Source organism: Aeromonas lacus (assembly GCF_000764665.1).
GTDB classification, from domain to species: Bacteria; Pseudomonadota; Gammaproteobacteria; order Enterobacterales; family Aeromonadaceae; genus Aeromonas; species Aeromonas lacus.
The window spans coordinates 105,528-129,481 of record NZ_JRGM01000012.1 but is presented as its reverse complement, the minus strand read 5'-3'; the positions used below and the strand labels follow the sequence as shown (position 1 = coordinate 129,481).

Here is a 23,954-nt window from a genome sequence, read left to right as displayed (position 1 = left end):
TCCCGCGTAGCTCCACCATCTTTCGTAAAGAAAGTAGAAAAGGCCACCGCATTGCGGTGGCCTTTTTGTTTTCTCAGGTATTTATTTTCCCCATACTTTCCAGCCTTTCATTTGCAAATCAAATGGCCAAAACAGCAAAGCCCGCGGGTATCGCGGGCTTTTGGCTACTTTCAAGCGGGTTGCCGGTTAGCGCCGACGGCGCCAGGCCAGCGGCAGCAGGGCCAGCAGGCCGAGCCCCAGTGCACCACCGCCACTGGAGCCGTGGTCCGGTTTGCCGGAATGACCCTTCATTTTCAGATCGACGATGATGGGGTCGTGGTCGGAGGCGCTGAACGGATTGTCCGATTTCAGCAGGGGGCCGGTGTACTGGTTGCCGTACTCGAACAGGTTGCTCTCGAAGGAGTTGATGTGCCAGTCGGCCACATTTACCACTTTGCTCGCCAGCGCCGGATTGGCAAGGGCATAGTCGAGGGTACCGAGTTCGCTGTCATAGCTGTAGGAGATGGCTTTCTCCTTGTTGAACTTGACGTTGAGATCGATCAGGCCATAGCTGCGAGTCACTTCGCGACCGAGCTGTTCATAGGTCTGATCACCGATAAAGGTATGGGAGGCCGAAACAATCTTGCGCTCGCTGGCAGCAGGGTTGTAATCGGTCAGCACCCGGATTGGATCTTCCTTGGCGTAGGAGTTGAAGTCACCCACCAGCAGCACCTGTCCCGGCAGCTTGCTGACGGCTTCACCCAGCACCTTGGCCGCGCTCACGCGGAACTCGGTACACTTGCCCTGCAGGTCGGCCGGTTCTGTCTTGCCATCGCCATTTTCATAGCAGCCCGAGCCCTTGGACTTGAGGTGGTTGACCACCAGCGTCAGCGGATTTTTGCTGCCCGCGACGGTAAAGCTCTGCACCAGAGAATCGCGCTGGCCGGCGGTTTTGGCCACGCCACCCGTGGTATAGCGCTGCTCCGGCATGCGGATGACGTTTGCCTCGCTGGCCGGGGTGAGCAGGGCCGGGCGATAGATCATGGCCACCATGATGGCGTCGCCACCGAAGAATCTCTCGTTGGTGAGAAGGCGTGCTGGCAGCCGGATATAGGCGTAGCGTTTGCTCGCATCCTTCTGCTGCTCGTTGAGGCGGGTCACCAGATTGTTGATGGCGGAGTTGTCGCCAAAGCCGTTGTTCTCCATCTCCATCAGGCCGAGCAGATCGGCATCCATCTCGGTGATGGCGTTGACGATCTTGGTGCGCTGCTTCTCGAAATCAGCCTGGCTCTTGGCGCCGCGGTTGCACCCCTTGGCGCTGTCGGCATCCGCCTGATCTTTGCACAGCACGTTGAGCGCGCCGCCAATGCTGGAGTGGCTGGTGAAGTAGTTGAGCACGTTGAAGCTGCCGATCCGCAGATTGCTGCCACGGGCCCGGGCGGGGGCCAGCTGGCGGTCATCTTCCGGTGTACGCAGCAGGGCGCCGGCGCTCAGGGTGACATCGCTGGGTACCACCAGACGGAAGGCATCCTTGTTGTAGACGATGACCCCCTCCAGCCCGGTCAGTTGATCACCGATACGCAAATAGCCCTGATCGGCATCCCAGCCCGGGAACCAGGGCAGTACGCCATCCGGCGCCTTGTAATCAGACTCGACCACCAGCCGGTTGTTGCCATTTTTGGCGGCCAGAGCGACCGCTGCCGGACTGCTGGCAACATGGATCTGGGTCGGCTTGAGCAGCGGCGCCTTGTGGGAGAGCTCGACGTTGTTGCGATAAACCTTGTAGTCGAAACCGTAGTTGCGGGTCAGGTGGAGATCGCTGCTACTGTCGAGCCGTACCCGCATCCCTTCGTGGCGATTGAGCGCCTGCGCCAGCGTTTCCCCTTCATTGACCTGCAATACGCTGGTTGGCACCGTCATCCCCTGCGCTGTGACCTGCAGGCGGGCCTTGTTGGCCTCGAAGGTGGGTTTGAGCTGGGTGCCGCCGTAGTACTCCTCGACCCTGGCTTCGAGGCAGACTTCAGCCCCCGGTTTGAGGGCCGGGTAGTTGGCCGCAAGTTTGCTGTCATTGAGATAAACGAAGATGCCATCCGAGGTGGCCGGGTTGCCATCTCCCGCCGGATCAGTCAGATAGAAGCCTTTGGTCAGGCTCTGGCCGAGGGTGGTGACGACACCGCGTACCATGAAGGTACCCGGACTGATTTTTCCCGTGATGTTGCCGTTTTTATCGGTCACCGTGTCGGTCGCAAATGGGCTCCCTGATCCTGTTCCCTGAATGGTCGAGATCGGGGTTAGTTGCGCCGGATCGGCGGGGCAGACGAAAGCGGCGTGGGCGCCGGGGGCAGCGAGGGCCAGCCCCACGGCCAGCGACAGCAGGGTACGAGTACCTTTCATAAGAGTTCCTTTTTTATTTTTGCCAGTGTTTCCATAGTCCTGGTCGTTGACCAAGGGCGCGCATTGTCACATTTCTGGCATGTCACACCAGTGAGCCAACGCACATTATAGGGATACAAATGAGCTCGCGTTGGTGTTTTTTGACCTGGCTAACACTCTGAAATTACTGACAAAATACTTAACGGCTGTCGTGGTGGGAAAGTGTGATCCTGCTGGCAACCACATATTTTTCTCCGAGAATGAAGATTGAGACTCGGCTGCATGCTTTCTATACTCGGTTTGTTCCTCACGGAACCCAGGTAAAGGGCAAACCGGTTGAAATGCCGGGACGCAATACCTCCGGTCTTTCGATCAGATAATGATCCAGATAGCGGGGTTTCCCTGGGTGAAGAGGCAGTGTGCGGCAAGTCCATGGCCGGTAGTCTCCCTCCCTTCACGCAGGTTGCGCTTGTGCTTTGCCTTGGTCACCAATGCCAAGACAAAACAAGGAAGATAACAATATGCAACAGTTCCTGAGGCCCAGCCGGCTTGCCGTGCTGGTGGCCATCGCTGCCATGCCCGCCTGGGCGCAGGCAGCCTATCCTGCCTACAAGGCCGGTACCGCCTACAAAGCCGGTGACATCGTCAGCAATGCCGGCGCCCTCTATGAATGCAAAGAGTTCCCCTACTCGGGCTGGTGCGGGGCATCACCCTATCACTATGAACCCGGTGTCGGGGTGGTCTGGGCGGATGCCTGGAAGCTCTACGGCGGCGAAGTACCGCCACCGGCGCTCGGTGTGGCCGTCAGCTCGCCGGCTGCCGGTGCCAGCTTCAACGAAGGGGCCAGCGTGGCGCTGGCGGTGACCCTGAGTGGCCCGGTCACTGCGCTGGCCCGGGTGGAATACCTTATCGACGGCAAACTCGCGGCCACGGCCAGCGCCTCGCCCTGGGGCGCCAGCTGGAGTGCCGCAGGCGTTGGGGCGCACGCCCTGAAAGCGCGGGCGCTGGATAAGGATGGCAAGGTACTGAGCGAGGCGGATTCGAGCTTTAACGTTGCCGCCGTGGTAGCACCAGAGGCGCCCAAGGTGAGCATCAGCAGCCCGGCCAGTGGTGCCAAGGTAACGCTGGGTCGCAGCGTGGCGGTGAGCGGCAACGTCACTGATGCCAACAACGATGTTGCCAAAGTCGAGCTGTTTGTCGATGGCAAGAAGGTAGGGGAAGACAATGCTGCCCCCTGGCAAGTCAACTGGACGCCCGATGCCAAGGGCAGTGCCGCCCTCAAGCTGGTCGCTACTGACAAGACCAATCTGAGCGGCGAGTCGGCGGCAGTGAGCGTCACTGTCGAGGAGGCCGCACTGCCGCCGTCCGGCGGCAACCTCTCCTGCGATATCCGCCAGATCTACCGCCCGGATGGCTACGAGTGCATGGGTGATGACCATGCTCGCCGGGTCATCGGCTACTTCACCTCCTGGCGCACCGGCAAGAATGGCCTGCCCGCCTATCTGGTGAGCGATATCCCCTGGAGCAAGATCACCCACATCAACTACGCCTTCGCGGCGGTGGATGAGCAGAGCCACACCATCAAGGTGGATGACTCGGCGACCAAGATGACCTGGGATGGCGTGCCGGGTGCCGAGATGGATCCGGAGTTCGCCTACAAAGGCCACTTCAACCTGCTGTCGAAGTTCAAGAAGCAGTATCCGGACGTGAAGACCCTGATCTCGGTCGGGGGCTGGGCCGATACGCGCGGCTTCTACACCGCCACCACCAAGGGCGATTGTTCGGTCAATACCGACGGCATCAATGCGCTTGCCAGCTCGGCGGTGAGCTTTATCCGTCAGTACGGTTTTGACGGGGTCGATATCGACTACGAATACCCCACCTCCATGAAGGATGCGGGCAACCCCAACGACTTCCCGCTCTCCAACCAGTGCCGCGGCAAGCTGTTTGCCAACTACAAGGTGATGATGCAGACCCTGCGCAGCAAGCTGGATACGGCGGGCAGCGAGGATGGCCGCAAGTACATGCTGACCATCGCCTCGCCAGCCTCGGCTTATCTGCTGCGCGGCATGGAGAACTTCCAGGTCACCCAGTACCTCGACTACGTCAACCTGATGACCTACGACTTCCACGGTGCCTGGAACCACTTTGTCGGTCACAACGCCGCCCTGTTTGACAACAAGGCGGATGCCGAACTTGCCCACTGGGGCGTTTATACCCAGAGTCAGTTTGGCGGTATCGGCTACCTCAACGCGGCTTGGTCTGCCCACTACTTCCGTGGCGCATTGGCGGCCGGCAAGATCAACGTGGGCGTGCCTTACTACACCCGTGGTTGGCAGGGGGTCAGCGGTGGCACTCACGGTCTGGGTGGCAAGGCAGCACTGCCGAGCCAGAGCGATTGTCAGCCGGGTACCGGTGGCGGCACTATTCCGTGCGGTAACGGTGCGGTCGGCATCGACAACATCTGGCACGATCTGGACAAGAACGGCAAGGAGATCGGCGGTGGCGCCGTCCCCATGTGGCATGCCAAGAACCTGGAGCACGCAGCCGATTTGGGGATCACCAGCATGCCGAGCTACGGTCAGGCCTGGGGTCTGGATCCCAATAATCCTGCCCACGTGATGCAGGGCAAGTATGTCCGTTACTACGACGACAAGGCCCATGCCCCTTGGCTGTGGAACGAAGAGAAGAAGGTGTTTCTCTCCACCGAGGATGAGGAGTCCATGGGTCACAAGCTCGACTACATCGTCAATCGTGGTCTGGGTGGCGTGATGTTCTGGGAGATGGCGGGTGACTACGCCTACGATCCGGTGAAAAAAGAGTACGGCATGGGGGATACCCTGACCACGCTCGCCTACGACAAGTTTGCCAAGGCGACCAAGTACAACACCAAGCAGAACGATCTGGCGGCTCCGGCGGCCCAGCTCGACATCGCGGTGAGCCTCTCCGGCTTCAAGGAGGGTGATTCCAACTATCCGATCAACCCGACCCTGAAGCTCACCAACAACTCGACCCAGACCATTCCGGGCGGGGCCCGCATTGAGTTCCTGGTGCCTACTTCCACCTCTGACACCATCACCGACCAGAGCGGTATGGGGCTGAAAGTGGTTGAGAGCGGCGGCAACCAGAACTCCGATGGCATTGCCAACGAGAAGGATTTCCACAAGGTGGCTCTGACACTGCCGACCTGGAAAGCCTGGACGCCGGGTACCGATGTGGAAGTGGCGATGACCTACTATCTGCCGGCCGCCGGTGTGCCAAGCGGTATCCGCATCATCAGCGGCAGCCAGACCGCGGGTCTCAAGGCCGAGTTCCCGACCCTGCCGGAGGCCGTACTGGGTTCGGGCGGTGGTGAGGGCGGTGCGACCTGCAGCAGCCAGAACATCAATCCGGCAGCCTACAAGGCTTATCCGACCTGGCCGCAAGGGGATCATGCCAACGCAGGCGATCGCATCACCCACAACAAGGTGGTGTGGCAGGCCAACTGGTGGACCAGCAGTGAACCCAAGGTCACCGATGGCAGCTGGAAGTCTGTCTGCAGTTATTGATTTTTAAATCAAGGAGATAAGTGAGGCTTAGGCCTCACTTTTTTTATCTGCATGGTCGATCTGGTTGAAAATGCGTCTGCCTTTCCTGGCAGGCAGCCTCTATAATAGAAGTCGATTAATAATCAGATGGATGTCAGCATATGGCGAGTATATTGGATTCAGTTGATCAACGAACCCAGTTGGTAGGGGAAAACCGCCTGGAGTTGTTGATGTTCCGTCTCGGCACCCGCCAGATGTTTGCCATCAACGTCTTCAAGGTACGAGAAGTGGTCAAGCTGCCGCACCTCAACAAGATGCCGGGCTCTCACCACAATATCAGCGGGGTGGCCAATATCCGCGGCACCTCGATCCCGGTGATCAATCTGCGCAGCGCCATCGGTATGCGTCCCATGCCGGTCGACAGCGAATCCAACCTCATCATCACCGAATACAACCGCACCATTCAGGGCTTTCTGGTGGGGCAGGTAGCCAACATCGTCAACATGACCTGGAAGGATATCCTGCCGCCGCCGCGCTCGGCCGGGCGCGCCAACTACCTCACCGCCATTACCCGCATCCCGGAAGACGGTGTGGATCAGATTGTCGAGATCATCGACGTGGAGAAGGTGCTGGCGGAGATCATTACCTACGACATCAGCATCTCCGAAGAGGTGCTGGATCGGGATATTCTGCCCGAGATGCATGGCCGCAAGGTGCTTATCGTCGATGACTCCAGCACTGCTCGCAATCAGGTGCGCGAGACGCTGGGGCAGCTGGGGCTCGAGGTTATCGAGTGTCAGGATGGCTTGCAGGCGCTGACCCTGCTCAAGGGGTGGTGCGATGCCGGCAAGAAGGTCACCAACGAGATCCTGTTGATGATCACCGATGCTGAGATGCCGGAGATGGATGGTTACCGCCTGACCCACGAAGTGCGCAGCGATCCGCGCATGGCCGATCTCTTTATCACCCTCAACACCTCCCTGAGCGGCAACTTCAACGAAGCCATGGTCAAGAAGGTGGGGTGTGACCGCTTTATCTCCAAATTCCAGCCCGACCTGCTGGTCGGCGTGGCGCAGGAGCGGCTGCGTCAGGTACTGGAAAAGTAACCAGCCACACCGCTTGCAATGAAAAACATCCCGCCTCGGCGGGATGTTTGCTTATCTGTCGTCGTATATATACAGCGATTGCCGAAGTGTCAGCGGTTCATCAACGGTTCCATGAAGCGGGCCACCTTGTCGCGGATCTGCGGCTGCGCAGCCGGGGTAGGGTGAATACCATCGTTCATCATAAGTTCAGGGCGCAGCGCAATATCATCCATGAAGAAGGGGAGCAGGGGCAGCTTGTTGGCCTCGGCGAGTTCCGGAAAGATCTGCTCGAACTGGCGCAGATAGCGGGCACCGTAGTTGCGGGGCAGCTGGATCTGGGTCAGTGCGACCTGAATCTGCTTCTCTTTGGCAAGGGCAATCATGCTGGCCAGATTCTGGCGGGTAATGGCAGGGGCAAAGCCGCGCAGGCCGTCGTTGCCCCCCAGCTCGATCAGCAGCCAGTCCGGCTGATGCTGCTCCAGCAGGGCGGGCAGGCGCGCCAGTCCGCCCTGGGAGGTCTCACCGCTGACGCTGGCATTGATGAGGGTGTGCTCGCCGCCCTCGTTCTGCCATTTTTGTTCAAGCAGGGCAGGCCAGCTCTGCTTTTCCTGCATCTGATAACCGGCGCTCAGGCTGTCGCCGAGCACCAGCAGAGTCTGGGCCTGAACCGACGAGAGTAGGCTGCCGAGGCCAACGAACAAGGCAAACAGAATACGCACCATCAATTCAACTCCCGCTATGGATTGCCATCAAGGGATTGGGACAAAGGATATCGAGCATGAGTTCAACCCCCATTATTGTCGTCAAGGGCCTCGGCAAATCGGTCAGCCTCGGCCAGGAAAGCCTCACCATCCTTGAAGGGATCGATCTGCAAGTCAATAGCGGCGAGACGGTGGCACTGGTCGGCGCCTCCGGGTCAGGCAAGTCTACTTTGCTCGGATTGCTGGCCGGGCTCGATCTGCCGAGTCTTGGTTCCATCGAAATTCTCGGCAAGTCACTCGGCGAGCTGGATGAGGAGGGGCGGGCCAGATTGCGCGCCGAGCAGATCGGCTTTGTCTTCCAGTCATTCCTGCTGCTCCCGACCATGACGGCGCTCGAGAACGTGATGCTTCCCGCCGAGCTGCGCGGTGAGCGTGACTGCGAGCCAAGAGCCCGTGAACTGCTGGCGGCGGTAGGGCTTGGCGAACGTCTGCACCATCTGCCGCCACGCCTTTCCGGCGGCGAGCAGCAGCGGGTGGCCATTGCCCGCGCCTTCATGACCCGGCCCAGCCTGCTGCTGGCGGACGAACCGACCGGCAACCTCGACAGCAAGACCGGTGAGAAGGTGATTGAGCTGCTGTTTGAGCTCAACCGCAAGCACGGCACCACCCTGGTGGTAGTGACCCATGACCGTGAACTGGCCAGCCGGTGCCAGCGTCAGCTGGTGATGACTGCAGGCAGGCTGGAGCGCGAGGTGAGTCATGCTGTGGTGTAACGTAAAAGGCTGGCGAGTGAGCGGAGGTGGTCAGGGATGATGCAGTGGCGATTGGGATGGCGACTACTGCGCCGGGAAGGATGGAGCGGCGAGCTGCGCTGGTTTGTGCTGGCGCTGGCCCTGAGTGTGGCCTGTGTGCTCAGCGTGGCGCTGGTGGCAGATCGGCTGGAGGCGGGGCTCAAGGCATCTGGCCGTGACTTTATCGGGGCGGATCGGGTGCTACGCACCGCCACTGCGGTCCCGGATAGCTGGTTGCAGCAGGCGCAAAAAGATGGCCTGGCGCTGCAGACCACGGTCAGTTTCAACAGCATGCTGTTTCACGGCGATGCGCTCCAGCTCGCCTCCATTCGGGCGGTACCCGACGGCTTTCCCTTCTATGGCAAGCTGGAGCTGACCCCGGCACGGACTCCTGCCCCCGGTGAAATCTGGCTCTCCGCCCGGGTAATGCAGTTGCTGACGGCCAAGGTGGGGGATGAGCTGGAGGTGGGCAATACGGTGCTCAAGGTGGCAGGTCTGCTTGGCGAGGAACCCGATCAGGGCTTCAGCCCCTTCCTGCTGGCGCCGCGGGCGCTGATCCACAGTGCCGACATCGAGGCGACCGGCGCCCTGCTGCCGGGCAGTCGTCAGCAGTGGCGCTATCTCTTCAAAGGGTCGCGAGAGGCGCTTGCCCGCTATGAACGCTGGCTGGTTCCTCAGCTGCAGGCGGGGCAGAAGTGGATCACCCCCGATGACAGTGAATCCCAGGTGGGCCGCTCGCTGGTCAATGCCGAGCGCTTCTTCAGGCTGGCGTCACTCTGCGGCGTGTTGCTGGGCGCGCTGGCGATGGGTATAGCGGTACGTCACTTTGCCGAGCGCCAGACCAATATGGTGGCCCTGCTCAAGACGTTGGGGGCATCGCGCACCAGTCTGTGGCAACTGATGAGCGGGCTGTTGCTATCACTGACCCTGATCGGCGCCCTGCTGGGGCTGGTGGCGGGCACCATCATGCAGTGGTTCACCCTGCAACTGCTGGGCGAGTTGCTGCCCCCGGATCTGCCGCCCCCCTCCTGGCGCCCCTTTGCGCTGGGTGTGGCGGTTGCCCTCTTTATCACCCTGCTGCTTGCCTTTATCCCCTTCCTGCGCCTGTTGAAAGTGCCGCCGCTGCGGGTGTTGCGCCGCGAGCTGGAGGCGGGGATTCCCCCCTGGCTGGCGCTGCCGGTCGGTCTGCTCGGCCTGTTTGCGCTGGTGTGGGGCTTCACCGCCGATGTTCGATTGGCCTTTGGTCTGGTGGGCGGAATGTGCCTGCTGATGGGGCTGCTGGCTCTGCTGGCCTCCCTGATGTTGCGACTGGGGGCGCGGGTGAGCGGTCCGCACGCCCTGCGGCTGGCGCTGGCCCACCTGTCGCGCGAGCGGCGCAGCGGTCTGTTTCAACTGGCAGGTTTTGCGCTGGCGCTGATGCTGTTTGGCTTGCTCTGGGCGGTTCGCATCGATCTGCTGGAGGAGTTCTCCGCCCGTTTGCCGGCCGATGCCCCCAACCGTTTTCTGGTCAATGTGGCCGAGAACGAGCGGGAAGGGATCCTGAGCGAACTGGCGGGAGTTGGCGCCGTTACCTCCGACTTCTATCCCATGGTGCGCGGGCGCCTGACCCATATCGCCGGTGATGCGGTGGGGGAAGGGGGTCGCAGTGGTCGCGAAGGGGTCGATCGGGAGCTCAACTTTACTACCACGGCGACCCTGCCGGCCGACAACAAGCTGGTGGCAGGGAAATGGCTCTCCGGCCCCGGTGAGGTATCGGTCGACTGCGAACTGGCCAAACGACTCGATATCAAGTTGGGGGACATGCTCGCCTTTACCATCGAGGGGCGCAGCTTCGGGGCCCGGGTCACCAGTCTGCGCAGCATCAAGTGGGACAACATGCGGCCCAACTTCTACATGATCTTCTCTCCCGATCTGCTGGCCTCCTTCTCCCGCACCTGGATCGGCAGCTACCGGCTGCCGCCAGAGGGGCGTGCCGCCGAGGTGGGGCTGATCCGCCACCATCCGACGGTGAGCCTGATTGATGTCGATGATCTCATCGTTCGGCTGACCCGGGTTTCGGAGCAGGTGAGCCGTGCATTAGCCTTGATGCTGGGACTGGTGACGGTGGCGGCGCTGCTGGTACTGCTGACTCAGACTCAGGCCAGCATGGCCCAGCGGCGGCGCGAACTGCTGCTGATGCGCACTCTTGGGGCTGGCAGCGCGCTGCTTGGCAAGATGCTGCGCTGGGAGCTGGTGGCGAGCGGCCTGTTGGCCGGGCTTTGCGCCGCCATGGTGGTGGAGTTGTGTGCCTTGGCTCTGCAGTTCTGGTGGTTTGATGGTCAGTGGCAGTTTCACTGGCGCATCTGGCTCGGGTTGCCAACCCTGGGGGCGCTGCTGGTCACCCTGGCCGGACAGGGAATGCGGCGCCAGCTGCTGGCGGGCACCCTCAGTGATCGGCTGCGTGGTCTGGGTCAGGGATTGTTGTAATCAGGCCCTCGAGAGCGCAGGTGCTGGAGAGAATCAGCCCGACCAGTGGTCGGGCTGATTGTTGTGTGGCCTGTGGTGGTTAGGGGAGGTGTTAGCGAGTCTCTCGCAACAGATCGGTCAGTGCCTGCGGCAGCTGCGGGTAGGTAAAGTGGAAGCCGGCCTGTTGCAGATGCGCGGGCAGTACGTTTTGCCCGGTCAGCAGCAGGTCGGCAGCCTCTCCCATCACCAGTTGCAGCAGCGGCGCCGGGACGAAGAAGAGGTGCGGGCGATGGAGGGTGCGAGCCAGGGTCTGGCTGAACTCCCGGTTGCTGACAGGATGAGGCGCCGTGCCGTTGAAGATACCGTTGCACTCCTCGTGCTCCAGCAGAAACAGCATGGCGCGCACCAGATCCTGCACATGGATCCAGCTCATCATCTGATTGCCACTGCCCATTGGGCCGCCAAGACCGAGGCGATAGGGGGGCAGCATTTTGGGCAGGGCGCCGCCATCCATGCCGAGCACCAGCCCGATCCGCACGATGCAGACCCGGGTCTGTTTGCTGCCAGCTTCCTGCGCCAGCGTTTCCCACTGCTGACAGAGCTGGTGGGTGAACTCCTGATGGAGTGAGCGGCACTGCTCGTCGAGGGGCTCTGCCCCCTGCCTGCCATACCAGCCGATGGCGGAGGCGTTGATCAGCACCCTGGGGGGCGTTGTGGATAGCTTGATAAGGTCGACCAGCTGCTCGGTCAGCAGCCAGCGGCTGTCGCAGAGCAGTTGCTTGCGCTGCTCGCTCCAGCGGCCTGCGGCTATGGGTTCGCCTGCCAGATTGATCACTGCATCCACATCGTTGAGATCATCTAGGCTGTCGAGGCTATCGATGATCTGGACATCGTGGCCAAGCAGGGAGTAGGCGCGACTGCCTTGTCGGCTCAGGACGACCACGTCGTGGTTGACCTTGAGATGGGCCACCAGCCGGCGGCCAATAAAACCGGTTCCTCCGGTAATCAGAATCTTCATTGCTGCGCGCTCCTGCGGTCGTTTGTTCTACTCTAATGGCCCTGATCCCGATGGACAAGCGGCGTGCCAACCTCGGGCTGGTGGAGCAAGATGGATGAGCCTTTTCCCGACAGCCGGGCAATACATTTAATCCTTGGCCTCTGTTGATGGATTTTTGTGATGTGAGAGGCTGTTACTGAATCGTTATCATTGCTACTGCTTGTGGCCAAGGCCCAAGCTGCCATCCGCTACCTCGGTAGCTACCTCCTGTATACGAAGAGTAAGCCATGCCATTTCATCGTCTGAAAACAAGCAAGCTGCGTGCAAGGCTTTTTGCTGCCCTGCTCGCGGGTGGTGCGTTACTGGTACTGGGGGAGCTGACAGTGGCCTGGCAAACCATGTCGGAAGTGAACAAGGATGCCCAGCAGCGGTTGCAATATTCGCTGACCCTGTTTGACCGGACCGTGGATCATGCCCGTCAGGCTGCGATCAATGTAGAGAACATGCTGGGTAAACCCTGCAGGGATACGGCGCAACTGCTGCGAGAACAGGCGGCTATCGTCCCCGATGTCCGTTCCGTCAATCTGGCGATCGGCAGCCGTATCTACTGCTCCTCCCTTTATGGCGATTACGACGGGGTGTTCGACGCAAACAGCTATGTTGCGGGCCGTTTGCAGTTGCTCAAAGGCAATGTGGTTACCCCGGATCACCCTTTACTGATATTTCGTCATTCCGCTGGTGAGGGGAGTGTGCTGGTTGGTGTCGATGGTTACTACCTGCGCAATATCCTCGATATCTCCAGCAAGAACTCGCCGATGGCCCTTATCGTCGGCACCCGTGCCATGTTTGGTAGCGGGCAAGTCGCAGGGGGACCACCTGCAACTGAGCCGGGATATCTGGCCTTCTCTTCGAGCCGCTATCCCTATCAGGTGGCGACCCGGGTGACACGAGAGGATTATCTTGAGCACGCCTGGCGCCACTCCTGGGGCCACATCCTGCTCTACCCTCTGCTGGGGTTGCTGGTTGGCGTGGGGACATTCCGGCTGATGGGGCGTAGCAGCTCACCAGCGGAGGAGCTCAAGCGGGCGTTGATCGATGAGGAGTTTATCCCCTACCTGCAGCCGGTGGTCTCAGGTGATGACGAGCAGTGGCGTGGCTGTGAGGTGCTGATGCGCTGGCAGCACCCCAAACAGGGGATGATTCCGCCGGATCGCTTTATCCCGCTGGCGGAAGATAGCGGGCTGATTGTTCCGATGACCAGCCTGTTGATGGCCGAGGTGCGTGACCACTTCTCCCCTTATGCCGGAAAGCTGCCAGCAAAGTTTCATTTTTGCTTCAATATCAGTGCCAAACACTTTCAGGATCTCGACCTGTTGGCTGACTGCAAGGCGTTTCTCGACGCCTTCAAGGAGAATCCCGTTGATTTGGGGCTGGAGCTGACGGAGCGGGAGTTGCTGGTGGCCGATGAGACAACCGCACGGATGTTTGCCGAATTGCGCAAGCTGGGCGTGTTGATCTCTATCGATGACTTTGGCACCGGCCACTCCAGTCTGACCTATCTGCAACAGTTTCAGGTCGATGCCATCAAGATTGACCGGAGCTTTGTGGAGATGATTGGCACGGATGCTCTCTCCAGCCATATCGTCGAGAACGTGATTGATCTGGCGAAACGGCTTGAATTGATCCTGATCGCGGAGGGGGTCGAGAAGCAGTCGCAGGCGGACTACCTGCGGGATCGCCATGTCGACTATCTGCAAGGGTATCTCTATGGTCGCCCCATGCCGATGGCGCAGTTTTGCAAGAGCCTGTTTGGCTGATTGTGGTTAAGTGAAGGCATAAAAAAACCAGCGAACTGTTCGCTGGTTTTTTGTTTCAGTGCGGTGGCTTGGGTCAGAGCATCCGCTGGAGGGCGCGAGCTAACCGCTTGACCCCCTCCTCAATGGTCGCTTCATCGACGCAGGAGAAGCTCAGACGCAGGGTGTTCTGAATTTCGGGGCGCACATAGAAGGGGGCGCCCGGCACGAAGGCTACCTTCTCCTTGATCGCCTCGTCAAACAGGGCCATGGCGCTGATATGAGCCGGCAGGGTCAACCAGAGGAACATGCCCCCTTCCGGTCGGGTGTAGCTGACACCGGGCGGGCAGTGACGGGTCAGGGCGGCTTCCATGGCGGCGCGCTGACGGCCATAGACTTCCTTGATCTTCTCCAGATGGGCGTCAAGGGAGTTATCCATCAGGAAGCGGTGCAGCACCTGCTGGCTGAAGGCGTTGCTGTGCAGGTCGGTCGCCTGTTTGGCGATGGTCACCTTCTTGCGCAGCCACTCCGGCACCAGCATCCAGCCCAGACGGAAGGCGGGCACCACGGTTTTGGAGAAGGAGCCGAGCAGCACGGTATTGTTGGGCGCCAGCTTGGCAATCGGGGGCAGATGTTCTCCCTCGAAGCGCAGCTCGCCGTAGGGATCATCTTCCACCATCAGGAGCTCGTGGCGCACCAGTCGCTCAGCCAGCGCCTCGCGGTTGGCACGGCTGTAGGAGACGCCACTCGGGTTCTGGAAGTTGGGGACGCCGTAGAGCAACTTGGCATTGGAGTCGCTTGCCAGCAGCGCATCCAGCGCCGCCAGATCCAGCCCGGCTTCGCCGAGGGTGATTGGCTTGAAATTCGGTTGATAGACAGAGAAGGCCTGAATGGCGCCCAGATAACCCGGCTCTTCGATGATGAGATCCTGACCCTCGTCGATCAGCACCTTGCCCAGCAGATCCAGCGCCTGCTGGGAGCCACTGGTAATGAGGATGTTGTCCGGATTGACCTGCATGCCGTGGCGGGCCAGATAGCGGTCGGCAATGTACTGGCGCAGCGGCGCATACCCTTCGGTCGCCGCATATTGCAGGGCGGCAGCCCCCTGTTCGCGCAGCACATCCTGACAAGCCTGATCGATGGCCTTGACCGGAAACAGGTGAGGATTGGGCAGGCCGCCGGCGAAGGAGATGATCTCCGGATTGGCGGCAACTTTGAGGATTTCACGGATAAAGGAAGGCTCGACCTTCTCGAAGCGCTGGGCAAAAAACGGCTGCATAGGCAATTCTCTCGGCATGTGGGCGGTCGCTCCATTCGACCGCCAGGTTATCCGTTTGTATCAGATTTCAGAAATGAGGCAATGATTGTCACAAAAATCGCTAAAAAAGGGCTGGATTGACTCTACTGCGGATTATATTGGGCGGTTAGTCGGAGTAGTGATGCCAGTGAGGGGGCGGGGGAGCTGCTGGCTGGAATATTTGTTGCTCGAAACACTTGCGCCTTGGGCCCATCTTGGGATAATTCGCTCCCCTGTTTTTGCGGTGCGATGAAATAGCGGGCCGCAAGCGATCCCCCGGCGGGATCGGACACCAGATGTATTACCCGGATTGATGAAATAACGAGACCATTATGCCTGTGACCCAAGATGTATTTAACGAAGACGGCAAGTTCATGCGCAAGATCCGCAGCTTTGTCCGTCGCGAAGGCCGCCTGACCAAAGGGCAGGAGAAGGCCCTGGAAGAGCTCTGGCCGGTCATGGGCATCGATTTCGAGCCAAAGCAACTCGATTTGGTCGCACTGTTTGGCCGTGAAGCACCTGTGGTGCTGGAGATCGGCTTTGGTATGGGCGCCTCTCTGGTCGAGATGGCCAGGAATGCCCCCGAGAAGAACTTCATCGGCATCGAAGTGCACTCCCCGGGCGTGGGCGCCTGTCTGGGTACCGCTCAGGAAGCGGGTGTCACCAATCTGAAGGTGATCTGCCACGATGCGGTCGAGGTGCTGGAGCACATGATCCCGAACGGTTCACTCTCCTGCCTGCAGCTCTTCTTCCCGGATCCCTGGCACAAGAGCCGTCACCACAAGCGCCGCATCGTGCAGCCTGCGTTTGCCCAGGACATTCGCCAGAAGCTGGCCATCGGTGGCGTATTCCACATGGCGACCGACTGGGAAAACTATGCCGAGCACATGCTGGAAGTGATGAGCGTAGCCGAGGGTTACGAGAACACCTCTGCCACCGGCAACTGGGTGCCGCGCCCTGACTGGCGCCCGCTGACCAAATTCGAGCAACGTGGCCATCGTCTGGGGCACGGGGTTTGGGATCTGATTTTCAAGCGTGTCAGCTGAGCTGGCACGTCAACACACCTAGCGTATCAACTAACTTGAGGAGCTATCATGGCCAATCGTAGCCGCCGCCTGCGCAAGAAACTGCGCGTCGATGAATTCCAGGAAATGGGTTTCGACATCAGTTTCAACTTCCCGGTCGGCACTGCCGAAGAGACCATCGATGCCGTAGTCGATGCGATGATCGATGAAGTGATCGAGCCCCGCAAACTGGCTTTCGCCGGTTCCGGCCACCTGGCCTGGGAAGGGATGATCTGCACCCAGCAGCTGGGCAAGTGCAGCGAAGAAGACCGTGCCGCCGTCAAATCCTGGCTGGAAGGCAAGGGGATGGAAGCTGTCGTGGTCACCGAACTGTTCGACCTCTGGTACGGCGAACCCGCCTGATACCAGACTCGCTGTGGCAGGCGAGCCGGTGTCGACTGCCTGCCGCAGTCAGATAGACAAATCCCGCCACTGGCGGGATTTTTGTCAGTGGGGATGGGATCTCCACACCCGCATTAGTCATGGAATTGCTTATGGTGTTGTCATCCGAATTACTGGCCAGCATTCTGGAAGAGGTGCGCCCGCTGCTGGGGCACGGCAAGGTGGCCGACTATATTCCTGCGCTGGCGCAGGTGCCGGCCGACCGGCTGGGCATTGCGGTCTGTACCGTGGAGGGGGAGCTGTTCACTGCCGGTGATGCCTTCGAACCCTTCTCCATCCAGAGTATCTCCAAGGCCCTGAGCCTGACGCTGGCACTCACCCTCTATCAGGAGGAGGAGATCTGGGCCCGGGTCGGCAAAGAGCCCTCAGGCCAACCCTTCAACTCGCTGGTTCAGCTCGAGTTCGAGCAGGGGATACCCCGCAACCCCTTTATCAATGCCGGCGCTCTGGTGGTCAACGATCTGCTGGAGACCCGCCTCACTGCACCGCGTCAGCGTACTCTGGAGCTGGCTCGCCGCCTCTCCGGCAATCCGGCCATCATGGCGGATCAGGTCGTCGCCCGCTCCGAATATCAGCACTCGGCCCGCAACGCCGCCATCGCCTATCTGATGAAGGCCTATGGCAACTTCGAAAACGAAGTGGACAAGGTGTTGCAGAGCTATTTCAATGCCTGCGCCATCCGCATGAGTTGCGTTGATCTGGCGAGAACCTTTATCTATCTGGCCAACCGAGGCTTGCCGCTTGGCGAGACTACCCCGCTGCTGCCGGCGCGCACTACCAAGCAGGTCAACGCCCTGCTCGCGACCTGCGGTCTCTATGACGAGGCGGGAGATTTTGCCTACCGGGTTGGCATGCCGGGCAAGTCCGGGGTCGGCGGTGGTATCGTGGCCCTGATCCCGGGAGAATTGTGCGTCTGTGTCTGGTCGCCCGAGCTTAACAAAGCGGGCAATTCGCTGGCAGGGACGGCAGCGCTGGAGTTATTGGCCGAGCGTCTGGGCCGCTCCATTTTTTAACCTTGTTCACTATGAATCGAGAAATCACCATGAAACGACATCTTCGCTTCTTGCAGGCCGCGCTGGCGACCTTGCTGCTCTGGTGTGCCCTGCCCACCTTTGCAGCCGAATTGCCACCGCTTTCGCTGGCTGACGCCAAGGCCAAACAGGCGGTCATCCTGGATACTCGCGCCAGCTACTTCTATCAGGGGTGGCCCATGGAGGGCGAGAAGCAGGGGGGCCATGTGGCCGGCGCCGAGAGCCTCTCCGCCGAGTGGAAATACCGCGATGCGGATTGGCCTGCCGCCCTTGCTACCAAGGGGCTGAAAGCCGACCGCCCGGTCGCACTGTATGGTGCACCGCGCGAAGTGGCCGAAGTGGCGCGCATGCTGCGCATGCAGGGCATCAAGCAGTTGTTCGAGCTGCAGGGCTGGCAAAGCGCCCCGCGCGAACACCTGGCTCGCTGGCAGCAACTGGTCTACCCACGCTGGTTGCTCGACCTGCAGGAAGGCCGGCCGGTAGCCGCAGCGCCCAAGGGTGACTGGAAGCTGTTTGAGGTGGATTGGGGTTCACCCAAGGCCTATCTGCTCAGCCACATTCCGGGGGCGGGTTATATCGATACCAACCGTCTGGAAGAGGAGCCGCTGTGGAACAAGGTCTCTGACGAGGCGCTTAAAAAGCTGCTGCTGGAAAATGGTATCCGTCACGACACCACCGTGATCCTCTACGGTCGCAACACCATGGCCGCTGCCCGTGCCGCTCACCTGATGATGTATGCCGGCGTTGAAGATGTCCGCCTGCTGGACGGCGGCCTGGATGCCTGGTTTATCCAGCACCTGCGCACCGAAACCGGTCTGCCCAACAAATATGAGCCGGTGAAGGATTTTGGCGTGGCCATTCCCGCTCACCCCGAGTACTACACCACTTTGGATCAGGCCAAGACCTTGCTCAAGCAGCCCGATAGCGCGCTGGTCAGCGTGCGTACCTGGGACGAGTTTGTCGGCAACACCTCCGGCTACAGCTACATCAAGCCAAAGGGTGATATCCCGGGGGCCAAGTGGGGTCATGGTGGTGTCGATGCCAACAGCATGAGCGACTTCCATAACCCGGACGGCACCATGAAGCCGGCCCGCGAGATCCTCGCCATGTGGGATGAGTGGAACATCGAGCCGACCCAGCAGGCCGCTTTCTACTGCGGTACCGGCTGGCGTGCCTCCGAAGCCTTCTTCTACGCCTGGCTGATGGACTGGAAGCGGATCAGCGTCTACGACGGCGGCTGGTACGAGTGGAGTTCCGATCCCAAGAACCCGACTGTGACCGGCGAGCGCAAGCCTGCCAAGTAACGGATACACTCCGCAGAACAGGCCGGACAGTTGTCCGGCCTTTTTTATTCCGGTGCCTGATTCATCGCTGTCATAAAGGCTAACTCACTGATTTTTGACGCGGATCCCGTTGCCAACATCGATGCAAACGGGGCCAGGATGTTGAGCTAGGCTTCACTCATCATCCTCATGGTGAGGGTGCAGAGGGAGGCAAAAGCGGCGATGAAACAACTGATGATGATCCTGATCTGTGCACTGGGGCTGGTGGCATGCAGCTCCCAGTACATCATGAGTACCAAGGATGGCAAGATGATCACCACCGATAGCAAACCCAAGCTGGACGAGAGCACCGGCATGTATCGCTACTACGATACCGAAGGGCGCGAAGTGATGATCAAAAAGGATGACGTCACCCAGATCATGGAGCGTTGAGCCTGCCATGAGATGACAAGGGCTGCCAGTGGCAGCCCTTGTTGTTTTTAAATCCATGCAAATTGCCGACATTCGCAGCAAATTACCATCAATTCGCTGCTTTTGGCCGCGAGGTACAGCTTCCGTTATGGTTGTTTCACTATCATAACGCTCCATTTTTTATTGGAGGTGTTATGTCCCTGCTCGCTCTCTGGCGTTCCCGTTTTTCCGTTCGTGCCCTGCTGGGAACTGTTCTGCTGGTTGTCGCTACTGCCAGCCATGCCGGTGAAGATCAATTCACCCTCGGCCGCACTATTTTGCTAGGGGCCGGTGATCATGGTGCCACCATTCCCATGGTGATTTGCCGCCAGACCAAATATATCAAGGTGAAGGCAGAGCGAGATTTGACCCTGGATCGAGTCGTCGTCACATATGGCGGTGATCGCACCAAGACGATCTATTTCGATCAGGATATGCGCGGTGACACCGAGACTGGCTGGAAATCCCTTGGCTCACGCCGCTGTGTAAAGAAAATCGAAGTGTACGGTAATTCCGAGCGCAGCAAGGCCGGCGTGAAAGTATTTGGCCGTAAATAATCGAAGCGGTTTATCGGTGTGAAAAACCGGATAAAAAATAGTGGCGAGCAATGCTCGCCACTATTTTCTATGGTCTTTTCTGGAGTGAATTATTTCTTCGGCCGAAATGGCTTGATGACGCTTTCATCGCACTCGAGATAGGGCCCTTCCATCAGGTCGATGCAGTAGGGAATGGCGGGGAAGACCGCATCCAGGCACTCGCGGATCGACTTGGGCTTACCCGGCAGGTTGACGATCAGGGTATCGTCGCGCAGGCCCGCTGTCTGGCGCGACAGAATGGCGGTCGGCACAAACTTGAGGGATTCGGCCCGCATCAGCTCGCCAAAGCCCGGCATCATGCGGTCACACACCGCTTCGGTCGCTTCCGGGGTGACGTCCCGTTTGGCCGGGCCGGTGCCGCCAGTGGTGACGATGAGGCAGCACTGCTCCTCGTCCGCCAGCCGGATCAGGGTCGCTTCAATCTGATCCTGCTCATCGGGGATCACCTCATAGACGGGCTCCCATTCCGAGGTCAGATAGGCGTTCAGGGTGTCGATGATGGCCTTGCCGGAGAGGTCTTCGTAGATGCCAGCACTGGCGCGATCGCTGACGGTCACGATACCGATTTTTGCCTTGCTCATGGTCTGCTCTTGGATATCCGAAAAAGTGGTAATTAAAATAACATAATCAGTGAGATAAGTTAAACCGCCAGAAAATCTGAGCCCTCCGGACTACGATTATCCAGCGTCGAATGAAGCAAAATATCGAGCAAAAATTTATTAATTGGCCATAAAAAACGAATTACATCAGACAAAATTTTATAAGTGACAGGTGGGCCGGATAATAAAAGTAATCGTTTGATCCTTAACGCAATTAAAATAGATAAAACCAGCCAATACCTATAATACCCTGACGATATGCATCTGGTGGATTGAACCCTTTATATCGGCATCGTATACAGAGAAAGAGATGAGCGCGGGATAAGTGCGAGATAAGGATGCAGCACAGGCTGTGCTGCCCGTTGGCGTTGCCTGGGAGGGCATATGGAGTTGCCTGATTTTGACACCCTGAAAGAACTGGCTGCGAGTGAACCCTCCCGGCTGGATGCCATTCTGGAGCAGCAGATTGAACTGCTGATGGCTCGGACTAGCCCCGATCGGCAGCGCCGTTTGCGCGGGCTCCAGTTCAAGATTGACGGTCAGCGCAGGTTGGCAAAAAACAACCTCGACAGCTGTATCCGCATTGCCAATATGATGCGGGACTCCTTTTATTTGATGGGCAGTGAAATGCGACAATTTCGCGAGGAGGAGATACCTCCGCCTGAAAACGATGGCAGTGGTAAAATAATCCGGCTGATCGACTATAAACGGCCCAAATAATCTGGCGCTATATTTAACGGTGAAGTTTGATTTGATGGAGAGTGGCAAAATAAGAACCTGCCACTCCCTTTTTATTTGTTATGAGTTTTTATGTTGCTGGTGATGAAGTTGTGATGAGGTTTTATTTTATTGCGCCAAAATAGATTATTCAGGGAGTTGTGATAAGGGTGGATGAATAGCGATAAAAGTTAAGTTAATATGGCCAAAATTTATTGCTACGACTCGAAGGGATTATGAGAAGTATCACACCAAGACGGGTGCTGTCGCGGGAGCAACAGACAGAGATCACCCGCATTATCGTCAAGGTGGGGCAGATGCTGGCCCAGTTTGGTGCCGAGAGCCGGATCATCGAGCAGACCACGGTACGCCTTGGTATGGCACTGGGGCTGGAGAGCGTCGAGATGGCCATCTCCTCCAGTGCCATCGTGCTCACCAGCCTCTATCAGGGCAGTTGCGTCACTACCACTAGGCGGGTGCGCGAACACGGTATCAACATGCAGGTGGTGTGCGAGATCCAGCGCATCTGCATCATGGCAGAGAAAGAGCTGATCGGGGCCCGTGAAGTGCGCCTGCGACTCGAAGCTATAGTCCCTTTTCATTACCACCCTTGGCTGGTGGTGCCCATGGTAGGGCTCTCCTGTGGTGCTTTCAGCCTGCTGTTTGGCGGTGACTGGCCCATCTTCGTGGTGACCTGCCTCTCTGCTGCGATCGCGATGCGGGTGCGCCAGCTGATGGCCCGCCACCACCACAGTCCGCTTATCAACTTTGCCGTGACCGGCTTTATCGCCACCCTGCTCGCCTCCAGCGCCACCTTTTTTGGCTGGGGCAGTCAGCCCTATCTCGCCATGGCTGCCAGCGTGCTGCTGCTGGTGCCGGGTTTTCCGCTCATCAACGCCGTCTCCGACATGGTGAAGGGCTACTTCAACATGGGGCTGGCGCGTTGGGGCACGGCGACCCTGCTCACCATCAGCGCTGCTATCGGCATTATTCTCGCCATGTCGGTGACCGGGATCTGGGGGTGGAAGGTATGATTGATCTGCTCTGGCTACTGGCCAAGGATGCCTTCTGGTCGGCCATTCCGGCAGTCGGGTTTGCCATGTTGTTCAACGTGCCGCCGCGAATGCTGAAGTACTGCGCCATGGGCGGCGCGCTGGCCCACAGTCTGCGGACTCTGCTTATCCACTACGGCATGCCCATCGAATGGGCGACCCTGACGGCATCCACCACCGTGGGCTTTGTCTGCGTCTACTGGTCGCGCCGCCTGTTGGCACCGCGCCCGGTGTTCAGTGTCGCCTCCATCATCCCGATGATCCCCGGCAGCTACGCCTTCAAGACCATGATCGCTGTGGTGGAACTCAACATCAACGGTGTGACCATGAACCTGCTCCAGAGCGCGGTGGAGAATGGCCTCAAGGCGCTTTTTATCGTGGGAGCCCTCAGTTTCGGTTTGGCGATCCCCTCCCTGGTCGTGTACCGTAACCGCCCCATAATCTGACGGATGGTGAGAAGCCCAATGAAGATTTCCATGATTGCCGCCATGGCCCACGATCGGGTGATCGGCAAGGACAACCAGATGCCCTGGCACATGCCGGCCGATCTGGCCCACTTCAAGCGGGTCACCCTTGGCAAACCGGTATTGATGGGACGCAAGACCTTTGAATCCATCGGTCGTCCGCTGCCCGGACGGCGCAATCTGGTGATCAGCCACAACCCTGACTATCAGGCAGAAGGTATCGAGGTGGTGGGCTCCGTCGAAGCGGCGCTGGCGCTGCTGGCCGACAACGAGGTGGCAGAAGTGATGGTGATCGGGGGAGGGCACCTCTATGCCGAGCTGCTGCCCAAGGCGGATTGCCTCTATCTGACCCGCATCGAGCTGGAGGTGGAGGGGGATACCCGCTTCCCGGCTTTTGAGAATGAGCAGTGGCAGTGTGTCGAGCGTGAAGCTCACCAGGCCGACGAGAAGAATCCGCACCCCTACAGTTTCGAAACCTGGCTGCGCAAGTAACGTCTTATAGCACAAACAACAAGGGCACCTTCTGGTGCCCTTGTTGTTATGGGGGATCAGATGCCCGATCCGCCGTTTTCACCGTTCTCTTCGTGCAGGCCGCACTCGCGCTTGAGGCCGAAGAAGCGGGTCTGCTCCTCGCTCATGCCCGGTTCCCACTTGGTGGTGGTATGGACATCGCCCACCGAGAGGTAGCCCTGCTCCCACAGCGGGTGGTAGGGGAGGTCGAACTCCTTGAAGTAGTAGAAGATGTCCTTGTTGCTCCAGTCGATCACCGGCAGGAACTTGAAGCGGCCGCGCTGGATGGCCAGCACCGGCAATCCCTGACGGCTGCCCGATTGCTCGCGGCGCAGCCCCGAGAACCAGGTGCGGGCACCCAGCTCCTGCAGGGCGCGCTCCATGGGTTCGACCTTGTTGAGCTGGTTGTAGCGGGTGATCCCTTCCACTCCCTGCTCCCACAGCTTGCCATAACGTGCCTCCTGCCAGGCGGGGGTGAGCACCGCCCGGTAGGTTTGCAGGTTGAGCCCAAGACGTTCGGTCAGCTCGTCGATAAAGCGGTAAGTCTCGGGGAAGAGATAGCCGGTATCGGTCAGCACCACCGGAATCTTCGGTTGCTCGCGGCTCACCAGATGCAGCATCAGCGCCGCCTGAATGCCAAAGCTTGACGACAGGATATGGCCACCCGGCAGGTTGGCCAGCGCCCAGCGCACCCGCTCGGCGGCACTCATCTGCTCCAGCTCCCGGTTATGGGGAGCCAGTGCCTCAACCTGTTCGTCCCGGGTCAGGGTCAGCAGGTGGTCGAGATCGAGAGTCATG

General features: G+C 59.4%; 21 protein-coding genes and 1 riboswitch. Of the genes, 15 read left to right on the top strand and 6 right to left on the bottom strand.

Annotated elements, in window-relative coordinates; all coding sequences use genetic code 11:
* Positions 1–186 precede the first annotated feature (186 nt).
* The gene (locus LG31_RS0101550; protein WP_033112749.1) at positions 187–2,373 is read right to left on the bottom strand and encodes an ExeM/NucH family extracellular endonuclease; all 2,187 of its coding nucleotides are present in this window, start codon (positions 2,371–2,373) and stop codon (positions 187–189) included.
* Between the two features lie 295 nt (positions 2,374–2,668).
* Positions 2,669–2,757, top strand: a riboswitch (cyclic di-GMP riboswitch).
* A 116-nt stretch (positions 2,758–2,873) separates the two neighbouring features.
* On the opposite strand from LG31_RS0101550, the gene LG31_RS0101545 reads away from it, so the two are divergent.
* Both LG31_RS0101545 and LG31_RS0101540 read left to right on the top strand, forming a co-directional pair.
* The gene (locus LG31_RS0101545) at positions 2,874–5,900 is read left to right on the top strand and encodes a glycosyl hydrolase family 18 protein (RefSeq protein ID WP_050513378.1); all 3,027 of its coding nucleotides are present in this window, start codon (positions 2,874–2,876) and stop codon (positions 5,898–5,900) included.
* A 140-nt stretch (positions 5,901–6,040) separates the two neighbouring features.
* On the top strand, positions 6,041–6,985 hold the full coding sequence (locus LG31_RS0101540) for a chemotaxis protein CheV (RefSeq protein ID WP_033112748.1): 945 nt from the start codon (positions 6,041–6,043) through the stop codon (positions 6,983–6,985).
* Between the two features lie 89 nt (positions 6,986–7,074).
* Here LG31_RS0101540 and LG31_RS0101535 read toward each other — a convergent pair whose 3' ends face one another.
* Positions 7,075–7,686, bottom strand: a complete 612-nt coding sequence (locus LG31_RS0101535; protein ID WP_033112747.1) for an arylesterase — start codon at positions 7,684–7,686, stop codon at positions 7,075–7,077.
* 56 nt (positions 7,687–7,742) lie between these two features.
* Between LG31_RS0101535 and LG31_RS0101530 the strand changes: the two genes are divergently transcribed.
* Both LG31_RS0101530 and LG31_RS0101525 read left to right on the top strand, forming a co-directional pair.
* Positions 7,743–8,438, top strand: a complete 696-nt coding sequence (locus LG31_RS0101530) for an ABC transporter ATP-binding protein (protein WP_033112746.1) — start codon at positions 7,743–7,745, stop codon at positions 8,436–8,438.
* Between the two features lie 36 nt (positions 8,439–8,474).
* Positions 8,475–10,922 carry an ABC transporter permease gene (locus LG31_RS0101525; protein ID WP_033112745.1) on the top strand — a complete coding sequence of 816 codons (2,448 nt, stop codon included), beginning with the start codon at positions 8,475–8,477 and terminating at the stop codon, positions 10,920–10,922.
* 91 nt (positions 10,923–11,013) lie between these two features.
* On the opposite strand, the gene LG31_RS0101520 is transcribed toward LG31_RS0101525, so the two are convergent.
* On the bottom strand, positions 11,014–11,919 hold the full coding sequence (locus LG31_RS0101520) for a TIGR01777 family oxidoreductase (RefSeq protein WP_033112744.1): 906 nt from the start codon (positions 11,917–11,919) through the stop codon (positions 11,014–11,016).
* 266 nt (positions 11,920–12,185) lie between these two features.
* Here LG31_RS0101520 and LG31_RS0101515 point away from each other — a divergent pair, with 266 nt between their 5' ends.
* A complete protein-coding gene (locus LG31_RS0101515; protein WP_033112743.1) occupies positions 12,186–13,715 on the top strand; it encodes an EAL domain-containing protein in 1,530 nt (509 codons plus the stop codon).
* Positions 13,716–13,788: 73 nt separating this feature from the next.
* Here the strand turns inward: LG31_RS0101515 and LG31_RS0101510 are convergent, their stop codons facing one another.
* A complete protein-coding gene (locus LG31_RS0101510; RefSeq protein ID WP_033112742.1) occupies positions 13,789–14,970 on the bottom strand; it encodes an aminotransferase-like domain-containing protein in 1,182 nt (393 codons plus the stop codon).
* A gap of 350 nt (positions 14,971–15,320) precedes the next feature.
* On the opposite strand from LG31_RS0101510, the gene trmB reads away from it, so the two are divergent.
* The 6 genes from trmB to LG31_RS0101480 all read left to right on the top strand — a co-directional run bounded on the left by trmB (position 15,321) and on the right by LG31_RS0101480 (position 19,775).
* Positions 15,321–16,034, top strand: a complete 714-nt coding sequence (trmB, locus tag LG31_RS0101505; RefSeq protein WP_033112741.1) for a tRNA (guanosine(46)-N7)-methyltransferase TrmB — start codon at positions 15,321–15,323, stop codon at positions 16,032–16,034.
* A 48-nt stretch (positions 16,035–16,082) separates the two neighbouring features.
* Positions 16,083–16,415, top strand: coding sequence for a YggL family protein (locus tag LG31_RS0101500; protein ID WP_033112740.1), 333 nt, complete (start codon positions 16,083–16,085; stop codon positions 16,413–16,415).
* Between the two features lie 131 nt (positions 16,416–16,546).
* Positions 16,547–17,467 (top strand): glutaminase B, encoded by a 921-nt coding sequence (gene glsB / locus LG31_RS0101495; protein ID WP_033112739.1) that lies wholly within the window; start codon positions 16,547–16,549, stop codon positions 17,465–17,467.
* 29 nt (positions 17,468–17,496) lie between these two features.
* On the top strand, positions 17,497–18,789 hold the full coding sequence (locus LG31_RS0101490) for a sulfurtransferase (RefSeq protein ID WP_033112738.1): 1,293 nt from the start codon (positions 17,497–17,499) through the stop codon (positions 18,787–18,789).
* Between the two features lie 201 nt (positions 18,790–18,990).
* On the top strand, positions 18,991–19,200 hold the full coding sequence (locus tag LG31_RS0101485) for a YgdI/YgdR family lipoprotein (protein ID WP_033112737.1): 210 nt from the start codon (positions 18,991–18,993) through the stop codon (positions 19,198–19,200).
* Between the two features lie 173 nt (positions 19,201–19,373).
* Complete coding sequence (locus tag LG31_RS0101480) at positions 19,374–19,775, top strand: DUF2541 family protein (protein ID WP_033112736.1); 402 nt, start codon at positions 19,374–19,376, stop codon at positions 19,773–19,775.
* 89 nt (positions 19,776–19,864) lie between these two features.
* Here LG31_RS0101480 and mog read toward each other — a convergent pair whose 3' ends face one another.
* Positions 19,865–20,395: a molybdopterin adenylyltransferase gene (gene mog / locus LG31_RS0101475; RefSeq protein WP_033112735.1), complete on the bottom strand. Its 531-nt coding sequence runs from the start codon at positions 20,393–20,395 to the stop codon at positions 19,865–19,867.
* A 402-nt stretch (positions 20,396–20,797) separates the two neighbouring features.
* On the opposite strand from mog, the gene LG31_RS0101470 reads away from it, so the two are divergent.
* The 4 genes from LG31_RS0101470 (at position 20,798) to folA (ending at position 23,138) form a co-directional block, all read left to right on the top strand.
* Entirely contained in the window at positions 20,798–21,133 is a 336-nt protein-coding gene (locus LG31_RS0101470; RefSeq protein ID WP_033112734.1) for a DUF3135 domain-containing protein, read from the top strand.
* Positions 21,134–21,366: 233 nt separating this feature from the next.
* Positions 21,367–22,164, top strand: coding sequence for a threonine/serine exporter family protein (locus tag LG31_RS0101465; protein ID WP_042029862.1), 798 nt, complete (start codon positions 21,367–21,369; stop codon positions 22,162–22,164).
* The gene (locus LG31_RS0101460) at positions 22,161–22,628 is read left to right on the top strand and encodes a threonine/serine exporter family protein (protein ID WP_033112733.1); all 468 of its coding nucleotides are present in this window, start codon (positions 22,161–22,163) and stop codon (positions 22,626–22,628) included. Before LG31_RS0101465 ends, LG31_RS0101460 begins: the two co-directional genes overlap by 4 nt.
* Before the next feature lie 18 nt (positions 22,629–22,646).
* Positions 22,647–23,138 (top strand): type 3 dihydrofolate reductase, encoded by a 492-nt coding sequence (gene folA, locus LG31_RS0101455; RefSeq protein WP_033112732.1) that lies wholly within the window; start codon positions 22,647–22,649, stop codon positions 23,136–23,138.
* Between the two features lie 56 nt (positions 23,139–23,194).
* Here the strand turns inward: folA and LG31_RS0101450 are convergent, their stop codons facing one another.
* On the bottom strand, positions 23,195–23,953 hold the full coding sequence (locus LG31_RS0101450; RefSeq protein ID WP_033112731.1) for a phosphoadenylyl-sulfate reductase: 759 nt from the start codon (positions 23,951–23,953) through the stop codon (positions 23,195–23,197).
* Between the last annotated feature and the right edge of the window lies 1 nt (position 23,954).

Coding starts and splice junctions, on each gene's coding strand:
- LG31_RS0101550 (WP_033112749.1), bottom strand. CDS start 2,373: ATGAAAGGTACTCGTACCCTGCTGTCGCTGGCCGTGGGGCTGGCCCTC.
- LG31_RS0101545 (WP_050513378.1), top strand. CDS start 2,874: ATGCAACAGTTCCTGAGGCCCAGCCGGCTTGCCGTGCTGGTGGCCATC.
- LG31_RS0101540 (WP_033112748.1), top strand. CDS start 6,041: ATGGCGAGTATATTGGATTCAGTTGATCAACGAACCCAGTTGGTAGGG.
- LG31_RS0101535 (WP_033112747.1), bottom strand. CDS start 7,686: ATGGTGCGTATTCTGTTTGCCTTGTTCGTTGGCCTCGGCAGCCTACTC.
- LG31_RS0101530 (WP_033112746.1), top strand. CDS start 7,743: ATGAGTTCAACCCCCATTATTGTCGTCAAGGGCCTCGGCAAATCGGTC.
- LG31_RS0101525 (WP_033112745.1), top strand. CDS start 8,475: ATGATGCAGTGGCGATTGGGATGGCGACTACTGCGCCGGGAAGGATGG.
- LG31_RS0101520 (WP_033112744.1), bottom strand. CDS start 11,919: ATGAAGATTCTGATTACCGGAGGAACCGGTTTTATTGGCCGCCGGCTG.
- LG31_RS0101515 (WP_033112743.1), top strand. CDS start 12,186: ATGCCATTTCATCGTCTGAAAACAAGCAAGCTGCGTGCAAGGCTTTTT.
- LG31_RS0101510 (WP_033112742.1), bottom strand. CDS start 14,970: ATGCAGCCGTTTTTTGCCCAGCGCTTCGAGAAGGTCGAGCCTTCCTTT.
- trmB (WP_033112741.1), top strand. CDS start 15,321: ATGCCTGTGACCCAAGATGTATTTAACGAAGACGGCAAGTTCATGCGC.
- LG31_RS0101500 (WP_033112740.1), top strand. CDS start 16,083: ATGGCCAATCGTAGCCGCCGCCTGCGCAAGAAACTGCGCGTCGATGAA.
- glsB (WP_033112739.1), top strand. CDS start 16,547: ATGGTGTTGTCATCCGAATTACTGGCCAGCATTCTGGAAGAGGTGCGC.
- LG31_RS0101490 (WP_033112738.1), top strand. CDS start 17,497: ATGAAACGACATCTTCGCTTCTTGCAGGCCGCGCTGGCGACCTTGCTG.
- LG31_RS0101485 (WP_033112737.1), top strand. CDS start 18,991: ATGAAACAACTGATGATGATCCTGATCTGTGCACTGGGGCTGGTGGCA.
- LG31_RS0101480 (WP_033112736.1), top strand. CDS start 19,374: ATGTCCCTGCTCGCTCTCTGGCGTTCCCGTTTTTCCGTTCGTGCCCTG.
- mog (WP_033112735.1), bottom strand. CDS start 20,395: ATGAGCAAGGCAAAAATCGGTATCGTGACCGTCAGCGATCGCGCCAGT.
- LG31_RS0101470 (WP_033112734.1), top strand. CDS start 20,798: ATGGAGTTGCCTGATTTTGACACCCTGAAAGAACTGGCTGCGAGTGAA.
- LG31_RS0101465 (WP_042029862.1), top strand. CDS start 21,367: ATGAGAAGTATCACACCAAGACGGGTGCTGTCGCGGGAGCAACAGACA.
- LG31_RS0101460 (WP_033112733.1), top strand. CDS start 22,161: ATGATTGATCTGCTCTGGCTACTGGCCAAGGATGCCTTCTGGTCGGCC.
- folA (WP_033112732.1), top strand. CDS start 22,647: ATGAAGATTTCCATGATTGCCGCCATGGCCCACGATCGGGTGATCGGC.
- LG31_RS0101450 (WP_033112731.1), bottom strand. CDS start 23,953: ATGACTCTCGATCTCGACCACCTGCTGACCCTGACCCGGGACGAACAG.